Raw genomic sequence first — 20,754 nt, forward strand, 5'->3', positions numbered from 1 at the left:
ACGGGGCGGTCTCAGGTGGCATCGAGCGTGACCGTGAAGGAGAAGCGGTCGCCGCGGTAGTGGATCACCGCCACGTCCAGCGGCCGGCCGTCCGTCCCGTAGGTGATGCCCGTGTAGTGCAGGATCGGGCTGAGCAGCGGCACCTCGAGCAGCCGTGCCGTGTCCGGGTCCGCCAGCCGGGCCTCCACGGTGTCGGTGATCCGGCTGATGCCCACGCCCACGACGTCCCGCAGCACCTTCGTCATCGGCCACCGCGCCAGGTCGTCCGGGGCGATGCGCTCGGCCAGCTCGGGACGGACGTAGTTGCGGGCGTGGTTGGTCGGCTCGCCCGTCTTCTCGTCGCTGCGCAGCCGGTGGTACGTCGCCACCTCGCCGAGGTCCGGGAAGAACTCGGCGATCTCGCCGGGCACCGGCACCGTGCCCCGGTCCAGCAGCCGGGTCCGCATGCCGGACTGCTGGGCCACGATCGCGTCCACCGAGCCCAGCAGCCGTACCGGGGAGCCCCGGCGCGCACCGGGCTCGATGAACGTGCCGAGCCGGCGGCGGCGCGTGATCAGCCCCTCGTCCTCCAGCTCCTTGAGCGCCTGGCGCATGGTCAGCACGCTCACGCCGTAGTGCTCCGCCAGCTGCTCCTCGGTGGGCAGGCGCAGCGGGTCCCGGGGCGAGCGCCCGAGTATCGAGGCACGCAGCGACTGCGACACCTGGTACCACAGCGGCAGTTTGCGGTTCAGGACGATCGAATCCGGGGCGAAGGAGGTCACGGGGCTATCCGTACCGGTCGGACATCGCTCAGCGCAACGGGCGGAAGTGCCGCTGAAGGCCCTCCCAGACCCCGTCGTACGCCTGCTGCAGGTGCTCCGCGCCCGCCGCGTGCGGCGTCAGGGTCACCGGCCAGCGGGTCTCGAACATGAACGCCAGCCCGTCGTCCACCTTCTGCGGCCTCAGCTCGGCGGCGCTCGCCCGGTCGAACGTCTCCCGGTCCGGGCCGTGCGCCGACATCATGTTGTGCAGCGAGCCGCCGCCCGGCACGAAGCCCTCGGCCTTGGCGTCGTAGGCGCCCTCGATCAGGCCCATGTACTCGCTCATCACGTTCCGGTGGAAGTACGGCGGCCGGAAGGTGTCCTCGCCCACCAGCCAGCGCGGCGCGAAGACGACGAAGTCCACGCCGGCCAGGCCCGGGGTGTCGCTCGGCGAGGTGAGCACCGTGAAGATCGACGGGTCGGGGTGGTCGTAGCTGATGGTGCCGATCACGTTGAAGCGGCGCAGGTCGTAGACGTACGGCACGTGGTTGCCGTGCCAGGCGACGACGTCGAGCGGCGAGTGGTCGTACGTGGCCGTCCAGAGGTTGCCGCAGAACTTGTTCACCACCTCCACCGGGCCTTCCACGTCCTCGTAGGCGGCGACGGGCGCCCGGAAGTCGCGGGCGTTGGCGAGGCCGTTGGCCCCGATGGGGCCGAGGTCGGGGAGGTGGAAGGGGGCGCCGTAGTTCTCGCAGACGTAGCCCCTGGCCGTACCGTCCAGAAGCTCCACGCGGAAGCGCACCCCGCGCGGGATCAGCGCGACGTGGCCCGGCTCGGCGTGCAGGAGGCCGAACTCCGTGCGCAGCAGCAGCCCGCCGCGCTCGGGCACGACCAGCAGCTCCCCGTCGGCGTCGCTGAAGACCCGCTCCATCGAGGAGTTGGCGTGGTACAGGTGCACGGCCATGCCGGTGCGCTGGGTGGCGTCGCCGTTGCCGCCGAGGGTCCACAGGCCGGCCAGGAAGTCGGTGCCGCCGGCGGGTTCCGGGAGCGGGTTCCAGCGCAGGCGGTTGGGGTCGGGCACCGCCTCGGTGAACGGTGCCGTGCGGATCGCGCCGTTGCCGGTGCGCGTGAACGCGGAGTGCGCGGCCGAGGGGCGGATGCGGTACAGCCAGGAGCGGCGGTTGTGGGCGCGCGGCTCGGTGAACGCCGTACCGCTGAGCTGCTCCGCGTACAGGCCGAGGGGAGCGCGCTGCGGGGAGTTGCGGCCCTCGGGCAGGGCGCCCGGAACCGCCTCCGAGCTGTGCTCGTTGCCGAAACCGGAGAGGTAGGTCAGTGCCTCGGCGGTCTTGCGTGCGTCCCCGCTCATGATCGCTCCCTTGCCATCTGATTCCTATGGCACACCGTAGGATTGCGGTTTCCCCCGGCGCAAGGGGGTTCCGGTCCTCCTTCCCGGGGATGGCCGGAACCCGACGCCGGGCGGATCCGGCGGGCCGAACCGGTGTTCTACGCTCCCCGGCATGGCGTCCTGGAACCGAGCCCTCGGCACCTCGCTGGCGGTCTGTGTCCTGCTGTCCGGCCCGGCCGCCTGCGGCCCGGAGGGCAAGGAGGTGCGGGGCGGCGCGCCGGCCCCCTCGGCGGGCAGGCTGCTGGACTCCACCGACGGGTCCGGGCGGCGCTACCGCGAGGTGGACGCCCGCGACGCGCCCCGGCTCGCCATCGAGGTGCAGCCCGACACCGCGGGCGGCTGGGACGTACGGCTGACCGTCCACCGCTTCCGCTTCTCGCCGCCGGGCACGGCGCCGCGGGCGGTGGCGGGACGCGGCCATGCGCTGCTCCTGGTCGACGGCCACCCGGCCGCCCGCCTGCACGGCCCCCGGTACCACCTGTCCGCGCGCCTCGCGCACCGCGGGACCCACCACGTCACCGCCCGGCTGCACGCCGACGACGGCACGGTGTGGGCCGTGTCCGGGCGGCCGGTCGAGGAGACGGCGGACATCACGCTGTCGCAGGCGGCGGGGGCCGGGCCGACGTCGCCGTCGGCACGGGCCTCGCCGTGACGGCAGCCACGGGCCGGCGGACCCGGACGGCGCGAGCAGCCCCTTCCGGGGCCGGCCCGGCGGTGCGGGCGCGCTTCACTGATCCGCGGCCGGCGGGCATCATGAGGCCCGTGCCCCCAGCGACCCCGTTCCGCCGCGCACCCGTGCAGCGGCGCAGCGCCGAACGGCTGACCAGGATCCTCGACGCCTGCGCCGACCTCCTCGACGAGGTGGGCTACGACGACCTGAGCACACGGGCCGTCGCGCTGCGGGCCGGTGTCCCCATCGGCTCGGTCTACCGCTTCTTCGGCAACAAGCGCGCGATGGCCGACGCTCTCGCCGAGCGCAACCTGGAGCGGTACACCGAACGCGTCGCCGAGCGGCTCGGGGAGACCGGCGGCGGAGGCTGGCGCGCGGCCCTGGACACCGTGCTCGACGAGTACCTGACGATGAAGCGGACCGCTCCGGGCTTCTCCCTGGTCGACTTCGGCAACCAGCTTCCCGTCGGCAGCCGCCACGAGCCCAACCACCGGGTCGCCGACCGGCTCACCGCGCTGCTGGCCGGCCACCTGGGCCGCGCAGCCGACGACGACCTGCGCCGCACCGTCCTGATCGCCGTGGAGACCGCCGACTCGCTCATCCAGCTGGCGTTCCGCGCCGACCCGGTGGGCGACGAGGCGGTCATCGGGGAGATGCGGGAGATGCTCCTGGCGTACCTGGCGCGGGTGCTGGACTGAGGGAACCGGAGCCCCCCGGCATCCGCGCGGCAGGCCCCTCGTCCCCGGGAGACCTTCCGCGAACCCCTCCCCACCATGCCTACCGGTCGGTATGCTCGCCGGAGTACCGCGCCGCCGCCGTCCTCCGGGAGGACCCGTGTCCCGCACCGCCCTGCGAATCTGTCCCCTCTGCGAGGCCACCTGCGGGCTGACGCTCACCATCGAGGGCACCCGCGTCACCGGTGCCCGCGGTGACCGGGACGACGTCTTCAGCAAGGGGTTCATCTGCCCCAAGGGCGCCTCCTTCGGCGCCGTCGACGCCGACCCCGACCGGCTTCGCGCTCCGCTGGTCCGCCGGGGCGGGGAGCTGCGGGAGGCCACCTGGGAGGAGGCGTTCGACGCGGTCGCCGCCGGGATCCGGCCGGTCGCCGAGCGGTACGGGCCGCACTCGGTCGCGGTCGTCCTCGGCAACCCCAACGTGCACACCATGGCCGGCGGGCTGTACCCGCCGGTCCTGATCGGCGCCCTCGGCACCCGCAGCGTGTTCACCGCGTCCACGGTCGACCAGATGCCCAAGCACGTCTCCAGCGGCCTGCTCTACGGCGACGCGAACGCCATCCCCGTGCCCGACCTCGACCGCACCGACCACCTGCTCCTCCTCGGCGCCAACCCCCTGGAGTCCAACGGGAGTCTGTGCACCGCCCCCGACTTCCCCGGCCGGCTGAAGGCCCTCAAGGCCCGCGGCGGCACCCTCACCGTCGTCGACCCGCGCCGCACGCGCACGGCCCGGCTCGCCGACCGCCACATCCCCATCCGGCCCGGCACCGACGCCCTGCTGCTGGCCGCGATGGCGCACGTGCTGTACGAGGAGAACCTCGTCGACCTCGGGGACCTCGCTCCGCACGTCCAGGGGCTCGGTGAAGTCGGCGACGCCCTCGCCGACTTCACCCCCGAGGCCGTCGCCGCGGCCTGCGACGTCGACGCCCCGACCATCCGGACGCTCGCCCGCGAGCTCGCCGCCGCCCCCACCGCCGCCGTCTACGGCCGCATCGGCAGCTGCACCGTCCCGCACGGCACCCTGGCCAGCTGGCTGGTGGACGTCCTGAACATCCTGACCGGCAACCTCGACCGGCCCGGCGGCGCCCTGTTCCCGCAGGCCGCCACCGACCGGACGCCCCGGCCCGCCGGGCCCGGACGCGGCTTCGCGCTCGGCCGCTGGCACTCCCGGGTGAGCCGGCACCCCGAGGCCAAGGGGGAGATGCCGCTGGCCGCGCTCGCCGAGGAGATCGACACCGCCACCGAGGAGGGCGAGCCGGTCCGGGCCCTGATCGCCGTCGCCGCCAACCCCGTGCTGTCCGCCCCCGACGGCGACCGGCTCGACAAGGCCCTCGGCTCGCTGGACTTCATGGTCAGCGTCGACCCGTACCTGAACGAGACCTCGCGCCACGCCCACGTCGTGCTGCCCCCGCCGCCGCCCGCGCAGAGCCCGCACCACGACTTCGCCTTCAACACCCTCGCCGTGCGCAACCAGGTCCGCTACACCCGCCCCGCCGTCCCCCTCGAACCCGGCCGGATGGCCGAGACCGAGATCCTGGCCCGGCTGATCCTCGCCGTCTCCGGCCTGGGCGGCCCCGGCGCCGACCCGGCGGCCGTCGACGCGATGGTGGTCGAGCAGACGCTCGGCAAGGCGGTGGGGGACCCGCACTCGCCCGTCCACGGCCGGGACCCGAAGGAGCTGGCCGCCCTGCTCACCGGCGAGAACGGACCCGAGCGCCGCCTGGACATGATGCTGCGCCTCGGCCCCTACGGCGACGGCTTCGGCGCCCGGCCGGACGGGCTCGGCCTGGCCAGGCTGCTCGACCACCCGCACGGCATCGACCTCGGGCCGCTGCGCCCGCGCCTGCCCCAGCCGCTGCGGACCGTCAGCGGCAGGATCGAGCTGCTGCCGCGGCCGATCGCGGACGACCTGCCGCGGCTGCGCGGGGCGCTCGGCGAGCGCCGGGAGGGCATCCTCCTCGTCGGCCGCCGGCACCTGCGCTCCAACAACAGCTGGATGCACAACGTGCCTGCCCTGACCGGCGGTTCCAACCGCTGCACCCTGCACATCCACCCCGACGACGCCGGCCGTCTGGGCATCCGCGACGGCGCTGCGGTGCGCGTCAAGGGGGCCGGGGGAGAGGTGACCGCGCCGGCCGAGGTCACCGACGGCGTGCGCCCCGGCGTGGTGAGCCTGCCGCACGGCTGGGGCCACGACCGGCCCGGCACGCGGCTCAGGCACGCCGCGGCCGACCCGGGCGTCAACGTCAACCAGCTCCTCGACGGCAGCCTGCTCGACCCGCTCTCGGGCAACGCGGTCCTCAACGGCGTGCCCGTCGAACTGTCGCCCGTGGAGCAGGCGGCCACCGAACCGGCTCCCGCCGGCTGACAGCCCGGGCCCGCCGGGCGGGGCGGAGCCGGGCCCCGGCCGGCGCTCCCGGCCCCCGCCGCGGCCCCGTACGGCGTCCTCGCTCTCGCACACGTCGCCGGCCGCCGCGAGGGCGGGCGGCCCGGCGTGCCGCCGCCGGGCTCGGGCGGGGCCGGTGTCGTGCGCGTGCCGGGAGCGCGCCGGGCGCCGAGGGTCGGGCCGGGCTGCCGGGCTGCGGGCCCCGAGGGCCGGCGACCGGGCCGGAGGGCACGCCGACGGGTGCCGGACGGCCCCGCGCGGCCGCCCGAAGGGAGCGCGGTTGCGCCGGACGAGCGGACTTCGACGGCGCGTCGCCCGTCGGTGCCGCGCCGCGGGGAGCGGACGTGAAAGAGAGTCAGTGGAAGAGCGATTTGTATGAAAATCGTCTGACTCGGAGGAGCACGCATGCCGACCTCGACACTCCCACGTACCACCGGAGCCCGCGCCGGTGCCGCCGCCCTCACGATCCTCACGGCGGCGGGTGCCACGTGGCTGGCGGCGCCGGACGCCCATGCTCAAGGAGAAGCCGGCGACATCAAGATCCACCGGGTGGGCGTGCCCTTCGGCGTCTCCAAGGACGACCCCGTGGTCTGCCGGTTCTACCTGGACGCCGTCAACTTCGACACCCTCACGGCCATCGCGTACACCATCCAGGCGCAGCCGCCGCTGCCCACGCAGGCCATTGTGAGCGGCACGATCGCCCTGGCCGGCGGCGCGGGCCACACCGATCCCCTGGGGCTGTCGGACGGCCAGTACCGGCTGATGTGGACCGTCGCCGGCAATGTGCGGGAGAAGATCTTCCGCGTCAACTGCCGCGACGAGGACCAGCGGCACGACGGGGCGCAGGGGCCGGCCGGCCAGATCGCGGACCACGGGCGCGGCAACGAGGGCCCCGGCCACGGCAACGAGGACGGCGGCCGCGGGGAGGTGGGCCGGGGCGGCGAGGACCCGGGCCGCGGCCAGGGCGACCGGGATGGCGGCCCCAGGGGCGGCGTCCACGCGGGCGGCGGCGGACTCGCGCCCACGGCGTTCTCGCCGGTGACGGCGGCGGCGGGCGTGGGCCTCGTCGCGGTCTGCTGCGCGGTGTACCTCCGGCTCGTGCGCCGGCGCCCCCGTGGTGCCGCGTAGACGCAGCCGCAGGCCCCGGTGCGGGACCCGTCCCTCCCGCATCGGCAGGACGGCCGCGGTCGCGGCCGTCCTGGTGACGGCGGGATACCTGTACGGGGGGCACCACGAACCCACCGGACCGCTGTGGGCCGCCGGCCCCCGTGCCGTGGCGCCGGCCGGCCCGTCCCCCTCCGAGGGCGGCGCGGGCGGGCGCCGGGGCGAGGCGGCCGGCCCGAGCCCCACGGCACCGTCCGAGCCGCCCCCACCGCCGCTGCCCCGGTCCCGGGCCACCTCGCTGCGCATCCCCTCCCTCGGGATCGACGCACCCGTCGTCGGGCTGGGCCTGGACCGCAACCGGGGCCTGCGCACGCCGCCGGTCGACGAACCCAGGCTCGTCGGCTGGTACCGGGACGGGCCGTCGCCCGGCGAGGCGGGCACCGCCGTCGCCGTGGGGCACCGCGACACCAGGACGGGCGCCGCCGTCTTCGCCGCGCTCGGCCAGGTGGAGCCCGGCAAGCACATCGAGGCCCGGCGCGCCGACGGCCGCACCGCCGTCTACACCGTGGACAAGGTGCGGGTCTTCGACAAGGCGCACTTCCCCGACAAGGAGGTGTACGGGCGCAGCAGGCGCCCCGAGCTCCGCCTGCTCACCTGCGGCGGCCTCTACACCCGCACGACGGGCTACTCCAGCAACGTCGTCGTCTTCGCCCATCTGACGGCGACCAGGTGACCGGGGTGCGCGCCCCCGGCTCCCGGCCCGCCGCCGCGCCGGAGCCGGAGACCCCGCGCCGCGCCCTCCCCGCGACCCGGCACGGCGAGGAGTGTCCGTCCGGCCCCGGAGCGGCACGGCCCCGGACCGGCCCTTCGGACCCGGAGAGGCCGCGGACGCGAGCGGCGCCCACCCCTGCGGGCCGCGCCGGCCTGCACGGGTGTCCACCGGCCACCGTCAGTGCCCTCCGGGTCCGCTCCGGTCCGCTCGCGGCCGCCCCTTCGGGCGGGCGGCGAAAGTCTCTCTGGCGCCCGAAAACTATCGGCGCTAGTTTGTGGGGCTGTCGGTAGGTTGTGACGACGCACCCGCCCCGGAGGAGCACGATGAAGGCAGACGACGGCATGTACATCGACGGCGCCTGGCGCCCCGCCGCGGGCCACGACGTCATCGAGGTGGTGAACCCGGCCGACGAACAGGTCGTGGCCACCGTCCCCGCGGGCACCGCCGAGGACGTCGACACCGCCGTGCGCGCCGCCCGCGCCGCACTGCCGTCGTGGGCCGCGACCCCGCCCGCGGAGCGGGCCGCGCGGCTGGCGGCCCTCCGGGACGCGCTCGTGGCCCGCAAGGACGAGATCGCCGCGACCGTCACCGCCGAACTGGGCTCCCCGCCGGCGTTCTCGCAGGCGGTCCACGCGGCCGTGCCGATCGCGGTCGCGGGCTCGTACGCCGAGCTGGCCGCCACGTACGCCTTCGAGGAGAAGGTCGGCAACTCCACCGTCCACCACGAGCCGGTCGGCGTGGTCGGCGCCATCACGCCCTGGAACTACCCGCTCCACCAGATCGTCGCCAAGGTCGCCCCGGCCCTGGCCGCGGGCTGCACGGTCGTGCTGAAGCCGGCCGAGGACACCCCGCTGACCGCCCGGCTGTTCGCCGGGGCCGTGCACGAGGCCGGCGTCCCGGCCGGCGTCTTCAACCTGGTCACCGGCCTCGGCCCGGTCGCCGGCCAGGCCCTCGCCGAGCACCCCGGCGTCGACCTCGTCTCCTTCACCGGCTCCACGGCCGTCGGCCGGCGCATCGGCGCGATCGCGGGGGCCGCCGTGAAGAAGGTCGCCCTGGAACTCGGCGGCAAGTCCGCCAACGTGATCCTGCCGAGCGCCGACCTCGCCAAGGCGGTCAACGTCGGCGTCGCCAACGTCATGTCCAACTCCGGCCAGACCTGCAGCGCCTGGACGCGCATGCTGGTGCACCGCGACCAGTACGACGAGGCCGTGGCGCTGGCCGCGGCGGCCGCCGCCAAGTACGGGGACCGCATCGGCCCGGTGGTCAGCGCGCGGCAGCAGGAGCGGGTGCGCGGCTACATCGAGAAGGGTGTCGCCGAGGGCGCCCGCCTCGTCGCGGGCGGCCCCGACGCGCCGCGCGAGAAGGGCTACTTCGTCAGCCCCACCGTCTTCGCCGACGTCACCCCCGACATGGTGATCGCGCAGGAGGAGATCTTCGGCCCGGTGCTCAGCATCCTCCGCTACGAGGACGAGGAGGACGCCCTGCGCATCGCCAACGGCACCGTCTACGGCCTCGCGGGAGCCGTCTGGGCGGGCGACGAGGCGGAGGCGGTGGCCTTCGCGCGCCGGATGGAGACCGGCCAGGTCGACATCAACGGCGGCCGCTTCAACCCGCTGGCCCCGTTCGGCGGTTACAAGCAGTCGGGCGTCGGCCGCGAGCTCGGCGTCCACGGCCTCACCGAGTACCTCCAGACCAAGTCCCTCCAGTTCTAGGGGAGCTGCCCACCATGGCCGTCCGCGCCGCCGTCCTGCCCGCCATCGGCTCCCCCCTGGAGATCACCGGGATCGAGCTGCCGGAACCGGGCCCCGGCCGGGTCCGGGTCCGCCTCGCCGCCGCAGGGGTGTGCCACTCCGACCTCTCCCTGTCCAACGGCACCATGCGGGTGCCGGTCCCCGCCGTCCTCGGCCACGAGGGCGCGGGCACCGTCGTCGCCGTCGGCGAGGGCGTCACCCACGTCGCCCCTGGCGACGGCGTCGTCCTCAACTGGGCGCCGTCCTGCGGCGGCTGCCACGCCTGCTCGCTCGGCGAGGTCTGGCTGTGCGCCAACGCCCTCAGCGGCGCCGCCGACCTGCACGCCCGCACCGTCGACGGCACCGACCTGCACCCGGGCCTGAACGTGGCCGCCTTCGCCGAGGAGACGGTGGTCCCCGCATCCTGCGCCCTGCCGCTGCCCGACGGCGTCCCGCTCACCGACGCGGCCCTCCTGGGCTGCGCCGTCCTCACCGGCTACGGCGCCGTCCACCACGCGGCGCAGGTCCGGCCCGGGGAGACGGTCGCCGTGTTCGGCGCCGGCGGGGTGGGCCTGGCCGCCCTCCAGGCCGCCCGGATCGCCGGGGCCTCGACGATCGTCGCCGTCGACGTCTCCCCGGAGAAGGAGGAGCTGGCGCGGGCGGCCGGCGCCACCGAGTACCTGGTCGCCTCCGAGAACACGCCCCGCGAGATCCGCGCCCTGACCGGCAGGCAGGGCGTCGACGTCTCGGTCGAGTGCGTGGGCCGCGCGGTCACCATCCGGGCCGCCTGGGAGTCCACCCGCCGCGGCGGCCGCACCACCGTCGTCGGCATCGGCGGCACCGACCAGCAGGTCACCTTCAACGCGCTGGAGATCTTCCACTGGGGCCGGACCCTGTCCGGCTGCGTGTACGGCAACTCCGACCCGGCCCGCGACCTGCCCGTGCTCGCCGGCCACGTCCGCGCCGGGCGCCTGGACCTCGGGGCGCTGGTGACCGAGCGGATCGACCTCGACTCGATCCCGGCGGCGTTCGCGAACATGGAGGCCGGCAAGGGCGGACGGGCGCTGGTCGTCTTCTGACGCCCGGCGCCCCGGGCTCCGTCCACGCCCTCAGGCGCGCTCGGACACCCGCCCGGGCCGCGGCTCGGCAGCCGTGTCCCGGGCGCCGGTCCCCCCGCCGGTCCGCCGCCGCGAGCGGGACACGGCCACGCCCGCCAGGCACAGCACCCCGCCCACCAGCGTCAACGGCCCCGGCACCTCGCCCAGCGCCAGCCACGACATCAGCACCACCAGGGCGGGCACGGCGTACGTGGTCGCGCCCATGCGGCTCGCGGTCGTACGGGCCAGCGCGTACGCCCAGGTGGTGAACGCCAGGGCGGTCGGGAAGACCCCCAGGTACACCATGTTGAGCGTCGCGGACACCGGCGCGTGGGCGGCCTCGTGGACCAGGGCGCCCGCGAACGGCAGACACGCCACCGCCCCGACCAGGCAGCCGAACGTGGTGACCTGCAGCGGACTGGCGCTGCCCAGGGCGGGCTTCTGCGAGACCACCCCCGCGGCGTACGCGACCGCGGCGAGCAGGCAGAGCACCACCCCGAGCACCGAGGACCCGCCCGAGCCCGACATCGACAGTCCCACGGTCACCGCGCCCGCGAACGACACGGCCATGCCCGCCAGCAGCCGCGGCGGCATGGTGTCGCCGAGCAGCCGCGCGCCGAGCAGGGCGATCAGCAGCGGTCCGATGTTGACGACCAGGGCGGCCGTGCCGGCGTCCACCTGCTGCTCGCCCCAGTTCAGGGCGACCATGTAGAAGCCGAACCAGAGCACCCCGGATATCGCGATCCCGCGCCAGGCCGCCCGCGGGGGCCATCCCTCACGCCGCACGAGACAGAACACCCCCAGCGTCACGGCGCCGGCGAGCAGCCGTCCGAGCGCCAGCGCACCCGGTGAGTACGCGGCGCCCGCGCTGCGGATGGACACGAAGGCCGAGGCCCACAGGACGACGGTGACGGTGGCCGCGCCGGCGGCGAGCAGCTCGGCGCGGCGGGCGGGACGGAACGGGGAGGCGTTCATCATGCTCCACAGGCTAGGAGGGGCGGTGGGCGACGGGCTGGCGCGTTCCGGACGGGACGCCGGAGGCGGCGGACCGCCGCGGCCGGCGTGAGGGACCTCGGTGACCGGGCCGGGAAGCCGACAACCGGCCGGGGACGCCGGCGCCCGCCGGCCGGCCCGGCCGCCGGGGGACGCCGGCGTGGCGGGGGCGCGCCCGGGCGGACGCCCGGCCGGGGAGCCCGGGTCCCAGGCGCCCCGGAAGGCCGCCTACGCCTCCCGCCGCACGTCCCGGTACTGCTGCGCGAGGCCGTCCAGCAGGGCCGTGAGACCCGTCTCGAAGGCCCGCTCGTCGATCTTCTCCTGCTGCTCGGCCAGCAGGTGGGCCTGCTGCAGGTGCGGATAGTCGGCGGGGTCGTAGGCGCTCGCGTCGTCCACGAAGCCGCCCGCGAAGGAACCGAGCGCGGAGCCCATGACGAAGTACCGCATCAGCGCGCCGATGGACGTCGCCTGCGCGGGCGGCCAGCCCGCGTCGACCATGGCGCCGTAGACGGCGTCGGCGAGCCGCAGCCCGGCCGGACGGCGGCCGGGGCCGCGGGCGAGCACCGGCACGATGTTCGGGTGGTCGCGCAGCGCGGCCCGGTAGGAGACGGCCCAGTCGTGCAGCGCGGTCCGCCAGTCCCGGCCGTCCTCGAACATCGACAGGTCGACCTGGGAGCTCACCGAGTCCGCGACCGCCTCCAGGATCTCGTCCTTGGTGCGGAAGTGGTTGTACAGCGAGGGCCCGCTCACCCCCAGCTCGGCGGCGAGGCGGCGGGTGGAGACCGCCGCCAGGCCCTCCGCGTCCACGAGGCCCCGCGCCGTCGTGACGATGCGGTCGGTGCTGAGGAGGGGCTTGCGCGGTCGGGCCATGGCGCACATAGTAGGGCTGCGGCATTAAACTAGCAGTGCTAATTTAAATGTACGGCTTTCACAGTCGCTACAGGTGGGGTGATCCGTCATGAACCTCGGACTCAGCGAGGAACAGGCCGCGGTGCGGCAGTTGGCCAGGGACTTCGTCGAGGGCGAGATCGCCCCGCACGTCGTGGCGTGGGACCGGGCCGAGGAGGTCGACCGGTCGATCGTGAAGAAGCTCGGCGAGGTCGGCTTCCTCGGGCTGACGATCGCCGAGGAGTACGGCGGCTCGGGCGGCGACCACCTGGCGTACTGCCTGGTGACCGAGGAGCTCGGCCGCGGCGACTCCTCCGTGCGCGGGATCGTCTCCGTCTCCCTCGGCCTGGTCGCCAAGTCGATCGCCGCCTGGGGGAGCGAGGAGCAGAAGCGGCGGTGGCTGCCGGGCCTGACCTCCGGCGAACTCGTCGGCTGCTTCGGCCTGACCGAGCCCGGTACCGGTTCGGACGCGGGCAACCTGGCCACCCGGGCGGTGCGGGACGGGGACGACTACGTCGTCAACGGCACCAAGATGTTCATCACCAACGGCACCTGGGCCGATGTCGTCCTCCTCTTCGCCCGCTCCACGGACGCCCCCGGCCACAAGGGCGTCAGCGCCTTCCTGGTGCCGACCGACACTCCCGGCCTGACCCGCCGCACGATCCACGGCAAGCTCGGCCTGCGCGGCCAGGCCACCGCGGAGCTGGTCCTGGAGGACGTGCGGGTCCCCGCGTCCGCGATGCTGGCCCCGGAGGGCAAGGGCTTCTCCGTCGCGATGACGGCACTGGCCAAGGGCCGGATGTCGGTGGCGGCCGGCTGCGTCGGCATAGCCCAGGCCGCGCTGGACGCGGCGGTGCGGTACGCGGGGGAGCGCGAGCAGTTCGGCAAGACCATCGCCCACCACCAGCTCGTCCAGGAGCTGATCAGCGACATCTCCGTCGACGTGGACGCCGCCCGGCTGCTGACCTGGCGGGTCGCGGACCTGATCGACCGCGGGCTGCCCTTCACGGTGGAGTCCTCCAAGGCCAAGCTGTTCGCCTCGGAGGCCGCGGTGCGCGCGGCGAACAACGCCCTGCAGGTCTTCGGCGGTTACGGCTACATCGACGAGTACCCGGCGGGCAAGCTGCTGCGCGACGCCCGGGTGATGACCCTCTACGAGGGCACCAGCCAGATCCAGAAGCTGGTCATCGGCCGTGCGCTGACCGGGGTTTCGGCCTTCTGAGTACCTTCTGAGTAGTCGCGCGGATGCGTCGCCGGCCCCGCCCGGTGACGCTTTCCGCATGAACGAGACTCCGGTCAAGCAGCAGAGCACCGCCGCCTTCTACGGGCAGGCGGTCGCGTCCTTCGCGGTGGCCCTGGCGGCGACCGCGATCGGCATCGTCCGGCTGGACGCCGACTCCTGGGTGCGGGCGTTCCTGGGCATCGCCGTCCTGTACCTCGTCACCTCGGCGTTCACGCTCGCCAAGGTGATCAGGGACCGCCAGGAGGAGGGGCGGATCGTCAGCCGGGTCGACCAGGCCAGGCTGGAGAAGCTGCTCGCCGAGCACGACCCCTTCGAGAAGCTGTAGCGGCGTTCCCGCCGGCCCGCGCCCTCGCCGTGCCCGGAACCGCTGCCCGCGCCGGCGGCCGTCACCCGCCCGGCGGCCGCTCTAAGCGGTCGCTCACCTTCGGCGGTATGGTGGAGCCCAAGACCGAGGAAGGGGCGAGCCAGCGATGAGTACGGCGGAGGAGACGGCCGGCGGCGAGGCGCAGCCGTGGGGCGAGGTCACGCCTGACGCGGCCCGGCGACTGCTCGTGGCCGCCGTGGAGGCCTTCGCCGAGCGGGGCTACCACGCGACCACCACCCGCGACATCGCGGGCCGCGCCGGCATGAGCCCGGCCGCGCTCTACATCCACTACAAGACCAAGGAAGAGCTCCTCCACCGCATCAGCCGGATCGGTCACGAGAAGGCCCTGGAGATCCTGCGGACGGCGGCCCGGCGCGAGGGAAGCGCGACCGAGCGGCTCGCCGACGCCGTGAGCTCCTTCGTGCGCTGGCACGCCGGCGGGCGCACCACGGCCCGGGTCGTGCAGTACGAGCTGGACTCGCTCGGTCCCGACGCCCGCGCGGAGATCCTCGCGCTGCGCCGGCAGGTCGACGCCGAGGTGCGCGGAATCATCGAGGAGGGCGCGGCGTCGGGCGAGTTCGACGTGCTCGACGTGAACGGCACCACGCTGGCCGTTCTCTCCCTGTGCATCGACGTCGCCCGCTGGTTCAGCGTGGACGGCCCCCGGACGCCCGAGGAGGTCGGCGCGCTCTACGCCGACCTCGTGCTGCGGATGGTGGGGGCGGCGAAGTAGCCCGGACGCCCCCGGGCCGCCACGCCGCGGCGCCTCTCGGCCGCGGCGCGGCGCGCACGCCAGGAACCGCGCGGTCTCTGGACGTACGGCCCCGCGCGGCGTCCGGACGTACGGCCCCCGCGCGGCGTCCGGGCCACGGCCCCGCGCGGCGTTCGGGAGCCAGCCCCGCGCGGCGTCCGGGCCACGGCCCCGCGCGGCGTTCGGGAGCCAGCCCCGCGCGGTGTCCGGGAGCCGGACCTCCTACAGGTAGTACCGCGCCACCGACTCCGCGACGCACACCGGCTTGTCGCCGCCCTCGCGCTCCACGGTGAAGGCGACGGTCACCTGCACGCCGCCCGGCACGTCGTCCACCGCGCTGATCGTCGCGGTGGCGCGCAGCCGCGATCCGACCGGGACCGGGGCGGGGAAACGGACCTTGTTGGTGCCGTAGTTGACGCCCATCTTCATGCCCTCGACCCCGATGAGCTGCGGGCCGAAGAGCGGGAGGAGCGACAGGGTCAGATAGCCGTGAGCGATGGTCGTGCCGAAGGGCCCCGCGGCGGCCTTCTCCGGGTCGACGTGGATCCACTGGTGGTCCCCGGTGGCCTCGGCGAACAGGTCGATGCGCTTCTGGTCGACCTCCAGCCAGTCGGTGTACCCCAGCTGCTCGCCCACCGCCGACTTCAGCTCGTCGGCGGAGGTGAAGATCCTCGGCTCTGCCATGTGCCCGGCCTCTCGCGTTGCTCCGTCGTCCGCGTCGTCGACGCCGACCTGTCTAAGCAACTGCTTAGCATGGTCGGGTCCGGGGCTCAAGTCAACGGGCCGGGGCCGCGGATCCGGTGGGTAGGCTCTGGGGGGTGCCCAAGATTCCCGAGAAGATCCACGAGCTGACCGTCGGCCAGTTGTCCGCGCGCAGCGGCGCCGCCGTCTCCGCCCTGCACTTCTACGAGTCCAAGGGCCTCATCAGCAGCCGCCGCACCTCGGGCAACCAGCGCCGCTACACCCGTGACACGCTGCGGCGGGTCGCCTTCATCCGGGCCGCGCAGCGCGTCGGCATCCCGCTGGCCACGATCCGCGAGGCGCTCGCCGAACTCCCCGAGGAACGCACTCCCACACGCGAGGACTGGGCGCGGCTCTCCGAGGTCTGGCGTTCGGAACTGGAGGAGCGCATCAAACAGCTCAACCGCCTGCGCGACCACCTCACCGACTGCATCGGCTGCGGCTGCCTGTCCCTGGACACCTGCGTGCTGTCCAACCCGGACGACGTGTTCGGCGAGGAGCGCGCGGGCTCCCGCCTGATGGTGGAACGGGGGAACGGCCGGCGCGGTGAGCCGTCCCGGGCGCGGACGCAGCGGCCGGAGCCCGACACCTGCCGCTGACGCCGGCTGCCCGCCCGCGGCCGTGTGCTACAGGGCGCTGCCGCGGTGCAGCCGCACGCCCTCCGCGACCAACTCGGCGTTCGACGAGGCGCGTTGCCCGTCCGGCAGCAGCAGTGTGTCCTCCAGGCCGATGCGGGTGGCCAGGCCCAGGCGCCCCGCCAGCCGCAGCACCGGCCAGGCACCGCCGTCCTCGCCGTGCAGCAGGACGGGCCGGCCGTGCGCGTCGCCGAGGCCGGCCAGCAGGGCGCGCGCGGACTCCCCGGCCGTCGCCGGGTCCGTGTCGGTCACCTCCGCGAGCACCCGCAGCACCCTCGGGCCGAGCGGCGAAGCGGCGAACCGGGCCGCGCCCTCCGTGCCCGACCAGACGCCCGCCTCCACGCCCACGCCCCGGTCCAGCAGCGCGGCGGCCAGTTCCTCCGCCCCGGGCTCGTGCCAGTTCACCGAGGCGTGGTCGGGCAGCACCGTCCACGCGCGCACGCGCGCCGGCCGGGCCGCCGGGTCGGGCTCGGCCCAGACGCCCGTGGTCACACCGACCGGTACCCGCACACGGGCCCGGACGGCCCCCACCGCCGCCGCCACCACCCGGGGGGACAGCGTGTCCCGCCCGCACCGTGTCTTGGGGTGGAGATGGACGTCCGCGGCACCGGCCGCGACGGCCCGGGCGGCGGACTCGGCCATCGCGTGCGGGGTGAGCGGAATTGCCGCGCCGTCGCGGGCTCCACGGGCCCCGTTGAGGCAGACCTGTATCACCCCGGTGGTCTTCCCCGGCGAGCCCGGCCGACACCGGCCGCGGCCGGCGGACGGGCCCTCCGGCCGGACCGGAGGGGGGTGCGGTACCCCCGGCGCACCCCCCGGACGGTCTCGTTCAGGCCGACATCAGCAGCGGTCCCCGGCGGGCCGAGCGCACGGCCTCGGGAGTCAGCACGTGACGCGGCACCAGGATGCCGCAGTCCGCGCAGACGGGGCCCTGCGAGGGCTCGTGATCCAGGCCGTACCGCCACACCAGGCGTTCCGCGCCGCACACCGGGCAGCCCGAGCCCGGTTCGCGCTCCAGCGCGGCGATCAGCCGGCGCAGCACCTCGGCCAGCGGCTCGCGCGGGTGCACCCGCGGGTTGTCGCACCAGGCCACACCGAAACCGCCCCAGGTCAGCCGGTGCCAGTCGTCCACACTGCCGGGCCTGCGCAGCCCGTCGTGCTTCTCCTTCCTGCGTCGCTCGGCGAACTCCACCTCGTAGGCCAGCCAGACCGTGCGCGCCTCCTCCAGCTCCTCCAGCGCGGCCACGAGCCGCGCCGGATCGGGGGAGCGGTCCTCCGGGGCGAAGCCCCACCGGGAGCACAGATGGTCCCAGGTCGCCCTGTGCCCGTAAGGGGCGAACCGCTCAAGGCACTTGCGCAGTGAGTAGCGCCGCAGCGCCAGATCGCACCGCGGATCCCTCACCTGTCTCGCCAGACTCCGGAAACCGGCCATCGCCCTGCACCTCCGTCACACCTGCACCTGTACTTCGGTCACTTCGGCGTCGTCGTACGGAGTCGTCGTACGGACGTCGCCGAGTAGACGTGTCGACACGCGATTCGGCTCCCTCCGTTTTCCGATGTCCCCCATGAACCCGGGCGCGGTGACCCGCACCCGGTCGCTCCGTAGAACTGACGCATGTTCACCTTCCAACTCGGGGGATACCGGCGGTAGCGTCCCGCCCCGTCCCCGTCCGGGAGGAGCTGCCATGTCACGGCGCACCCCACGCAACGCGCTCGACGGAGTGAGAACTCCCCACAGATTCACCGGGTTCCTGAAGACGGCGTCCGTATGCGTCCTCATAGCCGGTCTTTTGTCGCCGTTTTCCCCGGCGGCCGCCGCCGGGACCGCCGGCACGGCGCCGGCGGCCGCACCCGAGGACCACTGCGGCGGCCGGTGCTCGGACATCCTGCCGCCCGGCGAGAACGGCAACGCCACCCTCGCCCAGATCCTGCTGAACCAGGCCTTCGGCACGCAGCCGGCGCACGCCGAGGACCAGCTCGGCCCCTACGCCGCCCTCGCCAAGGGCTACCCCGCGCTCACCGACGCGACCGTCAACAGCTTCTTCAACGACGCCTCGTTCGGCGTGCCCTCGGGCCAGGCCGCCTCCACCGAGAGGCCCGCCGGCCGCGGCGACGTCACAATCGTCCGCGACCGCAGGACCGGCGTGCCGCACATCACGGGCACCACCCGGTACGGCACCGAGTTCGGCGCCGGGTACGCCGCCGCCCAGGACCGGCTGTGGCTGATGGACGTCTTCCGGCACGTGGGACGCGGCCAGTTGACCTCCTTCGCGGGCGGCGCGGCCGCCAACCAGGGTCTGGAGCAGCAGTTCTGGCGCAGCGCGCCCTACACCGAGTCCGACCTGCAGGCGCAGATCGACAGCGCGGTGGCCTCCGCCGGCGACCGCGGCACGCAGGCCCTCGCCGACGTCAACGCCTACCTCGACGGCATCAACGCCTACATCGACGCCTCCGACAGCGGCCGCTACTTCCCCGGCGAGTACGTGCTGACCGGGCACAAGGACGCGCTCACCAACGCCGGCACCATCGAGCACTTCAAGGTCACCGACCTGGTCGCCCTCGCCTCCGTCGTCGGCGCGCTGTTCGGCTCGGGCGGCGGGGGCGAGGTGAACAACGCCCTGTCGCTGCTGGCCGCACAGGCCAGGTACGGCGTGCGCGAGGGCACCGAGGTCTGGGAGTCCTTCCGCATGCGCAACGACCCCGAGGCCGTCCTCACCCTCCACGACGGCCAGAGCTTCCCGTACGCGACGAAGCCCGGCAGCGCGCGCGGCGGAGCGCTGCCCGACACCGGGTCGGTGGCGGAGGAGCCGCTCGTGTTCGACCGCAGCGGCAGCGCGGCCGCCGCAGGCGCCGCCGCCACCTCCCGGGCCGCGGCGAAGGCGGCCCTGTCCTCCGCCAGGCGCGGCATGTCCAACGCCCTGGTGGTCAGCGGCAGCCGCACCGCCTCCGGCCACCCGATCGCCGTCTTCGGCCCGCAGACCGGCTACTTCGCGCCCCAGCTGCTCATGCTCCAGGAGATCCAGGGCCCGGGCATCAGCGCCCGCGGCGCCTCCTTCGCGGGCCTGAGCATGTACGTCGAACTGGGCCGCGGGCAGGACTACGCGTGGAGCGCCACGACCTCCGGCCAGGACGTCATCGACACCTACGCCGTCGAGCTGTGCCAGGACGACCACCACTACCTGTACCACGGCACCTGTACGGCCATGGAGCAGGTGGAGCGGAAGAACGCCTGGTCACCGACGACCGCCGACGCGACGCCGGCCGGCTCCTACACGATGCGGGTCTGGCGCACGAAGTACGGTCCCGTCGCGTACCGCGCCACCGTCGGCGGCAAGAAGGTCGCCTACACCACGCTGCGTTCGTCGTTCCTGCACGAGGTCGACTCCATCATCGGCTTCCAGATGCTGAACGACCCCGGCTACGTCAAGGGCCCGCGCGACTTCCAGACCGCCGCGCAGCACATCGACTACACGTTCAACTGGTTCTACGCCGATTCCGAGCACACCGCGTACTACAACAGCGGCGCCAACCCGGTGCGGGCGAGCGGCGTCGACGCCGAGTTCCCGGTCTGGGCCCAGGAGGCGTACGAGTGGCGGAACTGGGACCCGGCGTCGAACACCGCCGACCTCACGCCCCCGTCAGCCCACCCCGCCTCGGTGGACCAGGACTACTACATCTCCTGGAACAACAAGCAGGCCGAGGACTACGCGGCCGCGCCCTGGGGTGAGGGGTCGGTGCACCGCGGTGACCTGCTCGACGACCGGGTGGGCCGGCTGGTGGCGGCCGGCGGGGTGACCCGGTCCGCGCTGGTGAAGGCGATGGCCGAGGCGGGCCAGGCCGATCTGCGGGCCGAGGACGTGCTGCCGGGGCTGCTCAAGGTGATCGACAGCGCGCCGGTGACCGACCCCGCGGCCGCGGCCGCGGTGGGCAGGCTCTCCGCGTGGGTGTCGGCGGGCGCCCTGCGCACGGAGACCTCGGCCGGGTCCAGGAAGTACGCCCACGCCGACGCGATCAGGATCCTGGACGCCTGGTGGCCGCTGCTCGTGCGGGCCGAGTTCGCTCCCGGGCTCGGGAGCGACCTGTACACCGCCTTCGGCGCCAACCTGCCCGTCGACGAGTCCCCGTCGGCCGGGCACGGCCCGACCGGAGCACACGCCGGCAGCGCCTTCCAGTACGGCTGGTGGAGTTACGTCGACAAGGACATCCGGGCGGTGCTGGGCGAGCCGGTGAAGGGGCCGCTGGCCCGCACCTACTGCGGCGGGGGCGACCTCGGCGCCTGCCGGGACGTCCTCCTCGCCACCCTGAAGGAGGCGGCCGGCAGGACGGCGGCCCAGGTCTACCCCGGCGACGACCAGTGCGGCGCGGGCGACCAGTGGTGCGTCGACGCGATCGTCCAGCGCGCCCTGGGCGGCATCGGGCACGGCCGGATCAGCTGGCAGAACCGGCCCACCTACCAGCAGGTGGTGGAGTTCACGTCCCACCGGTGACCACCGCGTGACCA

19 protein-coding genes are annotated in these 20,754 nt (G+C 74.5%); 12 read left to right on the forward strand and 7 right to left on the reverse strand.

Going from position 1 to position 20,754, the window contains the following annotated elements; translation table 11 throughout:
• Positions 1–11: 11 nt before the first annotated feature.
• Positions 12–761: a GntR family transcriptional regulator gene (locus tag ABZ920_RS17595; protein ID WP_361505080.1), complete on the reverse strand. Its 750-nt coding sequence runs from the start codon at positions 759–761 to the stop codon at positions 12–14.
• Between the two features lie 28 nt (positions 762–789).
• The gene (gene hmgA, locus ABZ920_RS17600) at positions 790–2,106 is read right to left on the reverse strand and encodes a homogentisate 1,2-dioxygenase (protein ID WP_361505082.1); all 1,317 of its coding nucleotides are present in this window, start codon (positions 2,104–2,106) and stop codon (positions 790–792) included.
• 151 nt (positions 2,107–2,257) lie between these two features.
• Here hmgA and ABZ920_RS17605 point away from each other — a divergent pair, with 151 nt between their 5' ends.
• The 7 genes from ABZ920_RS17605 to ABZ920_RS17635 all read left to right on the forward strand — a co-directional run bounded on the left by ABZ920_RS17605 (position 2,258) and on the right by ABZ920_RS17635 (position 10,620).
• A complete protein-coding gene (locus tag ABZ920_RS17605; protein ID WP_361505084.1) occupies positions 2,258–2,797 on the forward strand; it encodes a hypothetical protein in 540 nt (179 codons plus the stop codon).
• A 101-nt stretch (positions 2,798–2,898) separates the two neighbouring features.
• On the forward strand, positions 2,899–3,513 hold the full coding sequence (locus tag ABZ920_RS17610; RefSeq protein ID WP_361505087.1) for a TetR/AcrR family transcriptional regulator: 615 nt from the start codon (positions 2,899–2,901) through the stop codon (positions 3,511–3,513).
• 136 nt (positions 3,514–3,649) lie between these two features.
• The gene (locus tag ABZ920_RS17615; RefSeq protein ID WP_361505090.1) at positions 3,650–5,917 is read left to right on the forward strand and encodes a molybdopterin oxidoreductase family protein; all 2,268 of its coding nucleotides are present in this window, start codon (positions 3,650–3,652) and stop codon (positions 5,915–5,917) included.
• A 423-nt stretch (positions 5,918–6,340) separates the two neighbouring features.
• Positions 6,341–7,063 (forward strand): hypothetical protein, encoded by a 723-nt coding sequence (locus ABZ920_RS17620; RefSeq protein ID WP_361505093.1) that lies wholly within the window; start codon positions 6,341–6,343, stop codon positions 7,061–7,063.
• Positions 7,050–7,772, forward strand: coding sequence for a class F sortase (locus ABZ920_RS17625; protein WP_361505096.1), 723 nt, complete (start codon positions 7,050–7,052; stop codon positions 7,770–7,772). Before ABZ920_RS17620 ends, ABZ920_RS17625 begins: the two co-directional genes overlap by 14 nt.
• A 362-nt stretch (positions 7,773–8,134) precedes the next feature.
• Positions 8,135–9,523 (forward strand): aldehyde dehydrogenase family protein, encoded by a 1,389-nt coding sequence (locus ABZ920_RS17630; RefSeq protein ID WP_361505099.1) that lies wholly within the window; start codon positions 8,135–8,137, stop codon positions 9,521–9,523.
• Positions 9,524–9,537: 14 nt separating this feature from the next.
• Positions 9,538–10,620: a Zn-dependent alcohol dehydrogenase gene (locus ABZ920_RS17635; protein ID WP_361505101.1), complete on the forward strand. Its 1,083-nt coding sequence runs from the start codon at positions 9,538–9,540 to the stop codon at positions 10,618–10,620.
• 30 nt (positions 10,621–10,650) lie between these two features.
• Here the strand turns inward: ABZ920_RS17635 and ABZ920_RS17640 are convergent, their stop codons facing one another.
• Both ABZ920_RS17640 and ABZ920_RS17645 read right to left on the reverse strand, forming a co-directional pair.
• Positions 10,651–11,613: a DMT family transporter gene (locus ABZ920_RS17640; protein ID WP_361505213.1), complete on the reverse strand. Its 963-nt coding sequence runs from the start codon at positions 11,611–11,613 to the stop codon at positions 10,651–10,653.
• Positions 11,614–11,859: 246 nt separating this feature from the next.
• Entirely contained in the window at positions 11,860–12,501 is a 642-nt protein-coding gene (locus ABZ920_RS17645) for a TetR/AcrR family transcriptional regulator (protein WP_361505104.1), read from the reverse strand.
• An 88-nt stretch (positions 12,502–12,589) separates the two neighbouring features.
• On the opposite strand from ABZ920_RS17645, the gene ABZ920_RS17650 reads away from it, so the two are divergent.
• From ABZ920_RS17650 to ABZ920_RS17660, 3 genes are all read left to right on the forward strand, one after another.
• Positions 12,590–13,741: an acyl-CoA dehydrogenase family protein gene (locus tag ABZ920_RS17650; RefSeq protein ID WP_361505106.1), complete on the forward strand. Its 1,152-nt coding sequence runs from the start codon at positions 12,590–12,592 to the stop codon at positions 13,739–13,741.
• Between the two features lie 58 nt (positions 13,742–13,799).
• Positions 13,800–14,087, forward strand: a complete 288-nt coding sequence (locus ABZ920_RS17655) for a YiaA/YiaB family inner membrane protein (RefSeq protein WP_361505109.1) — start codon at positions 13,800–13,802, stop codon at positions 14,085–14,087.
• A gap of 145 nt (positions 14,088–14,232) precedes the next feature.
• Positions 14,233–14,859: a TetR/AcrR family transcriptional regulator gene (locus ABZ920_RS17660; protein WP_361505111.1), complete on the forward strand. Its 627-nt coding sequence runs from the start codon at positions 14,233–14,235 to the stop codon at positions 14,857–14,859.
• A gap of 240 nt (positions 14,860–15,099) precedes the next feature.
• On the opposite strand, the gene ABZ920_RS17665 is transcribed toward ABZ920_RS17660, so the two are convergent.
• Positions 15,100–15,561: a MaoC family dehydratase gene (locus ABZ920_RS17665; RefSeq protein ID WP_361505114.1), complete on the reverse strand. Its 462-nt coding sequence runs from the start codon at positions 15,559–15,561 to the stop codon at positions 15,100–15,102.
• A 134-nt stretch (positions 15,562–15,695) separates the two neighbouring features.
• Here ABZ920_RS17665 and soxR point away from each other — a divergent pair, with 134 nt between their 5' ends.
• On the forward strand, positions 15,696–16,217 hold the full coding sequence (gene soxR, locus ABZ920_RS17670) for a redox-sensitive transcriptional activator SoxR (protein WP_361505116.1): 522 nt from the start codon (positions 15,696–15,698) through the stop codon (positions 16,215–16,217).
• Between the two features lie 27 nt (positions 16,218–16,244).
• On the opposite strand, the gene ABZ920_RS17675 is transcribed toward soxR, so the two are convergent.
• Together ABZ920_RS17675 and ABZ920_RS17680 are read right to left on the reverse strand one after the other, a co-directional pair.
• Entirely contained in the window at positions 16,245–16,967 is a 723-nt protein-coding gene (locus ABZ920_RS17675) for a 3-keto-5-aminohexanoate cleavage protein (protein ID WP_361505119.1), read from the reverse strand.
• Positions 16,968–17,082: 115 nt separating this feature from the next.
• Entirely contained in the window at positions 17,083–17,685 is a 603-nt protein-coding gene (locus tag ABZ920_RS17680) for a hypothetical protein (protein ID WP_361505121.1), read from the reverse strand.
• Between the two features lie 253 nt (positions 17,686–17,938).
• Between ABZ920_RS17680 and ABZ920_RS17685 the strand changes: the two genes are divergently transcribed.
• Complete coding sequence (locus ABZ920_RS17685; RefSeq protein WP_361505124.1) at positions 17,939–20,740, forward strand: penicillin acylase family protein; 2,802 nt, start codon at positions 17,939–17,941, stop codon at positions 20,738–20,740.
• Positions 20,741–20,754: the final 14 nt, after the last annotated feature.

The sequence above is a fragment of the Streptomyces sp. NPDC046831 genome, assembly GCF_040645305.1.
In the GTDB taxonomy this organism is placed as follows: Bacteria; Actinomycetota; Actinomycetes; order Streptomycetales; family Streptomycetaceae; genus Streptomyces.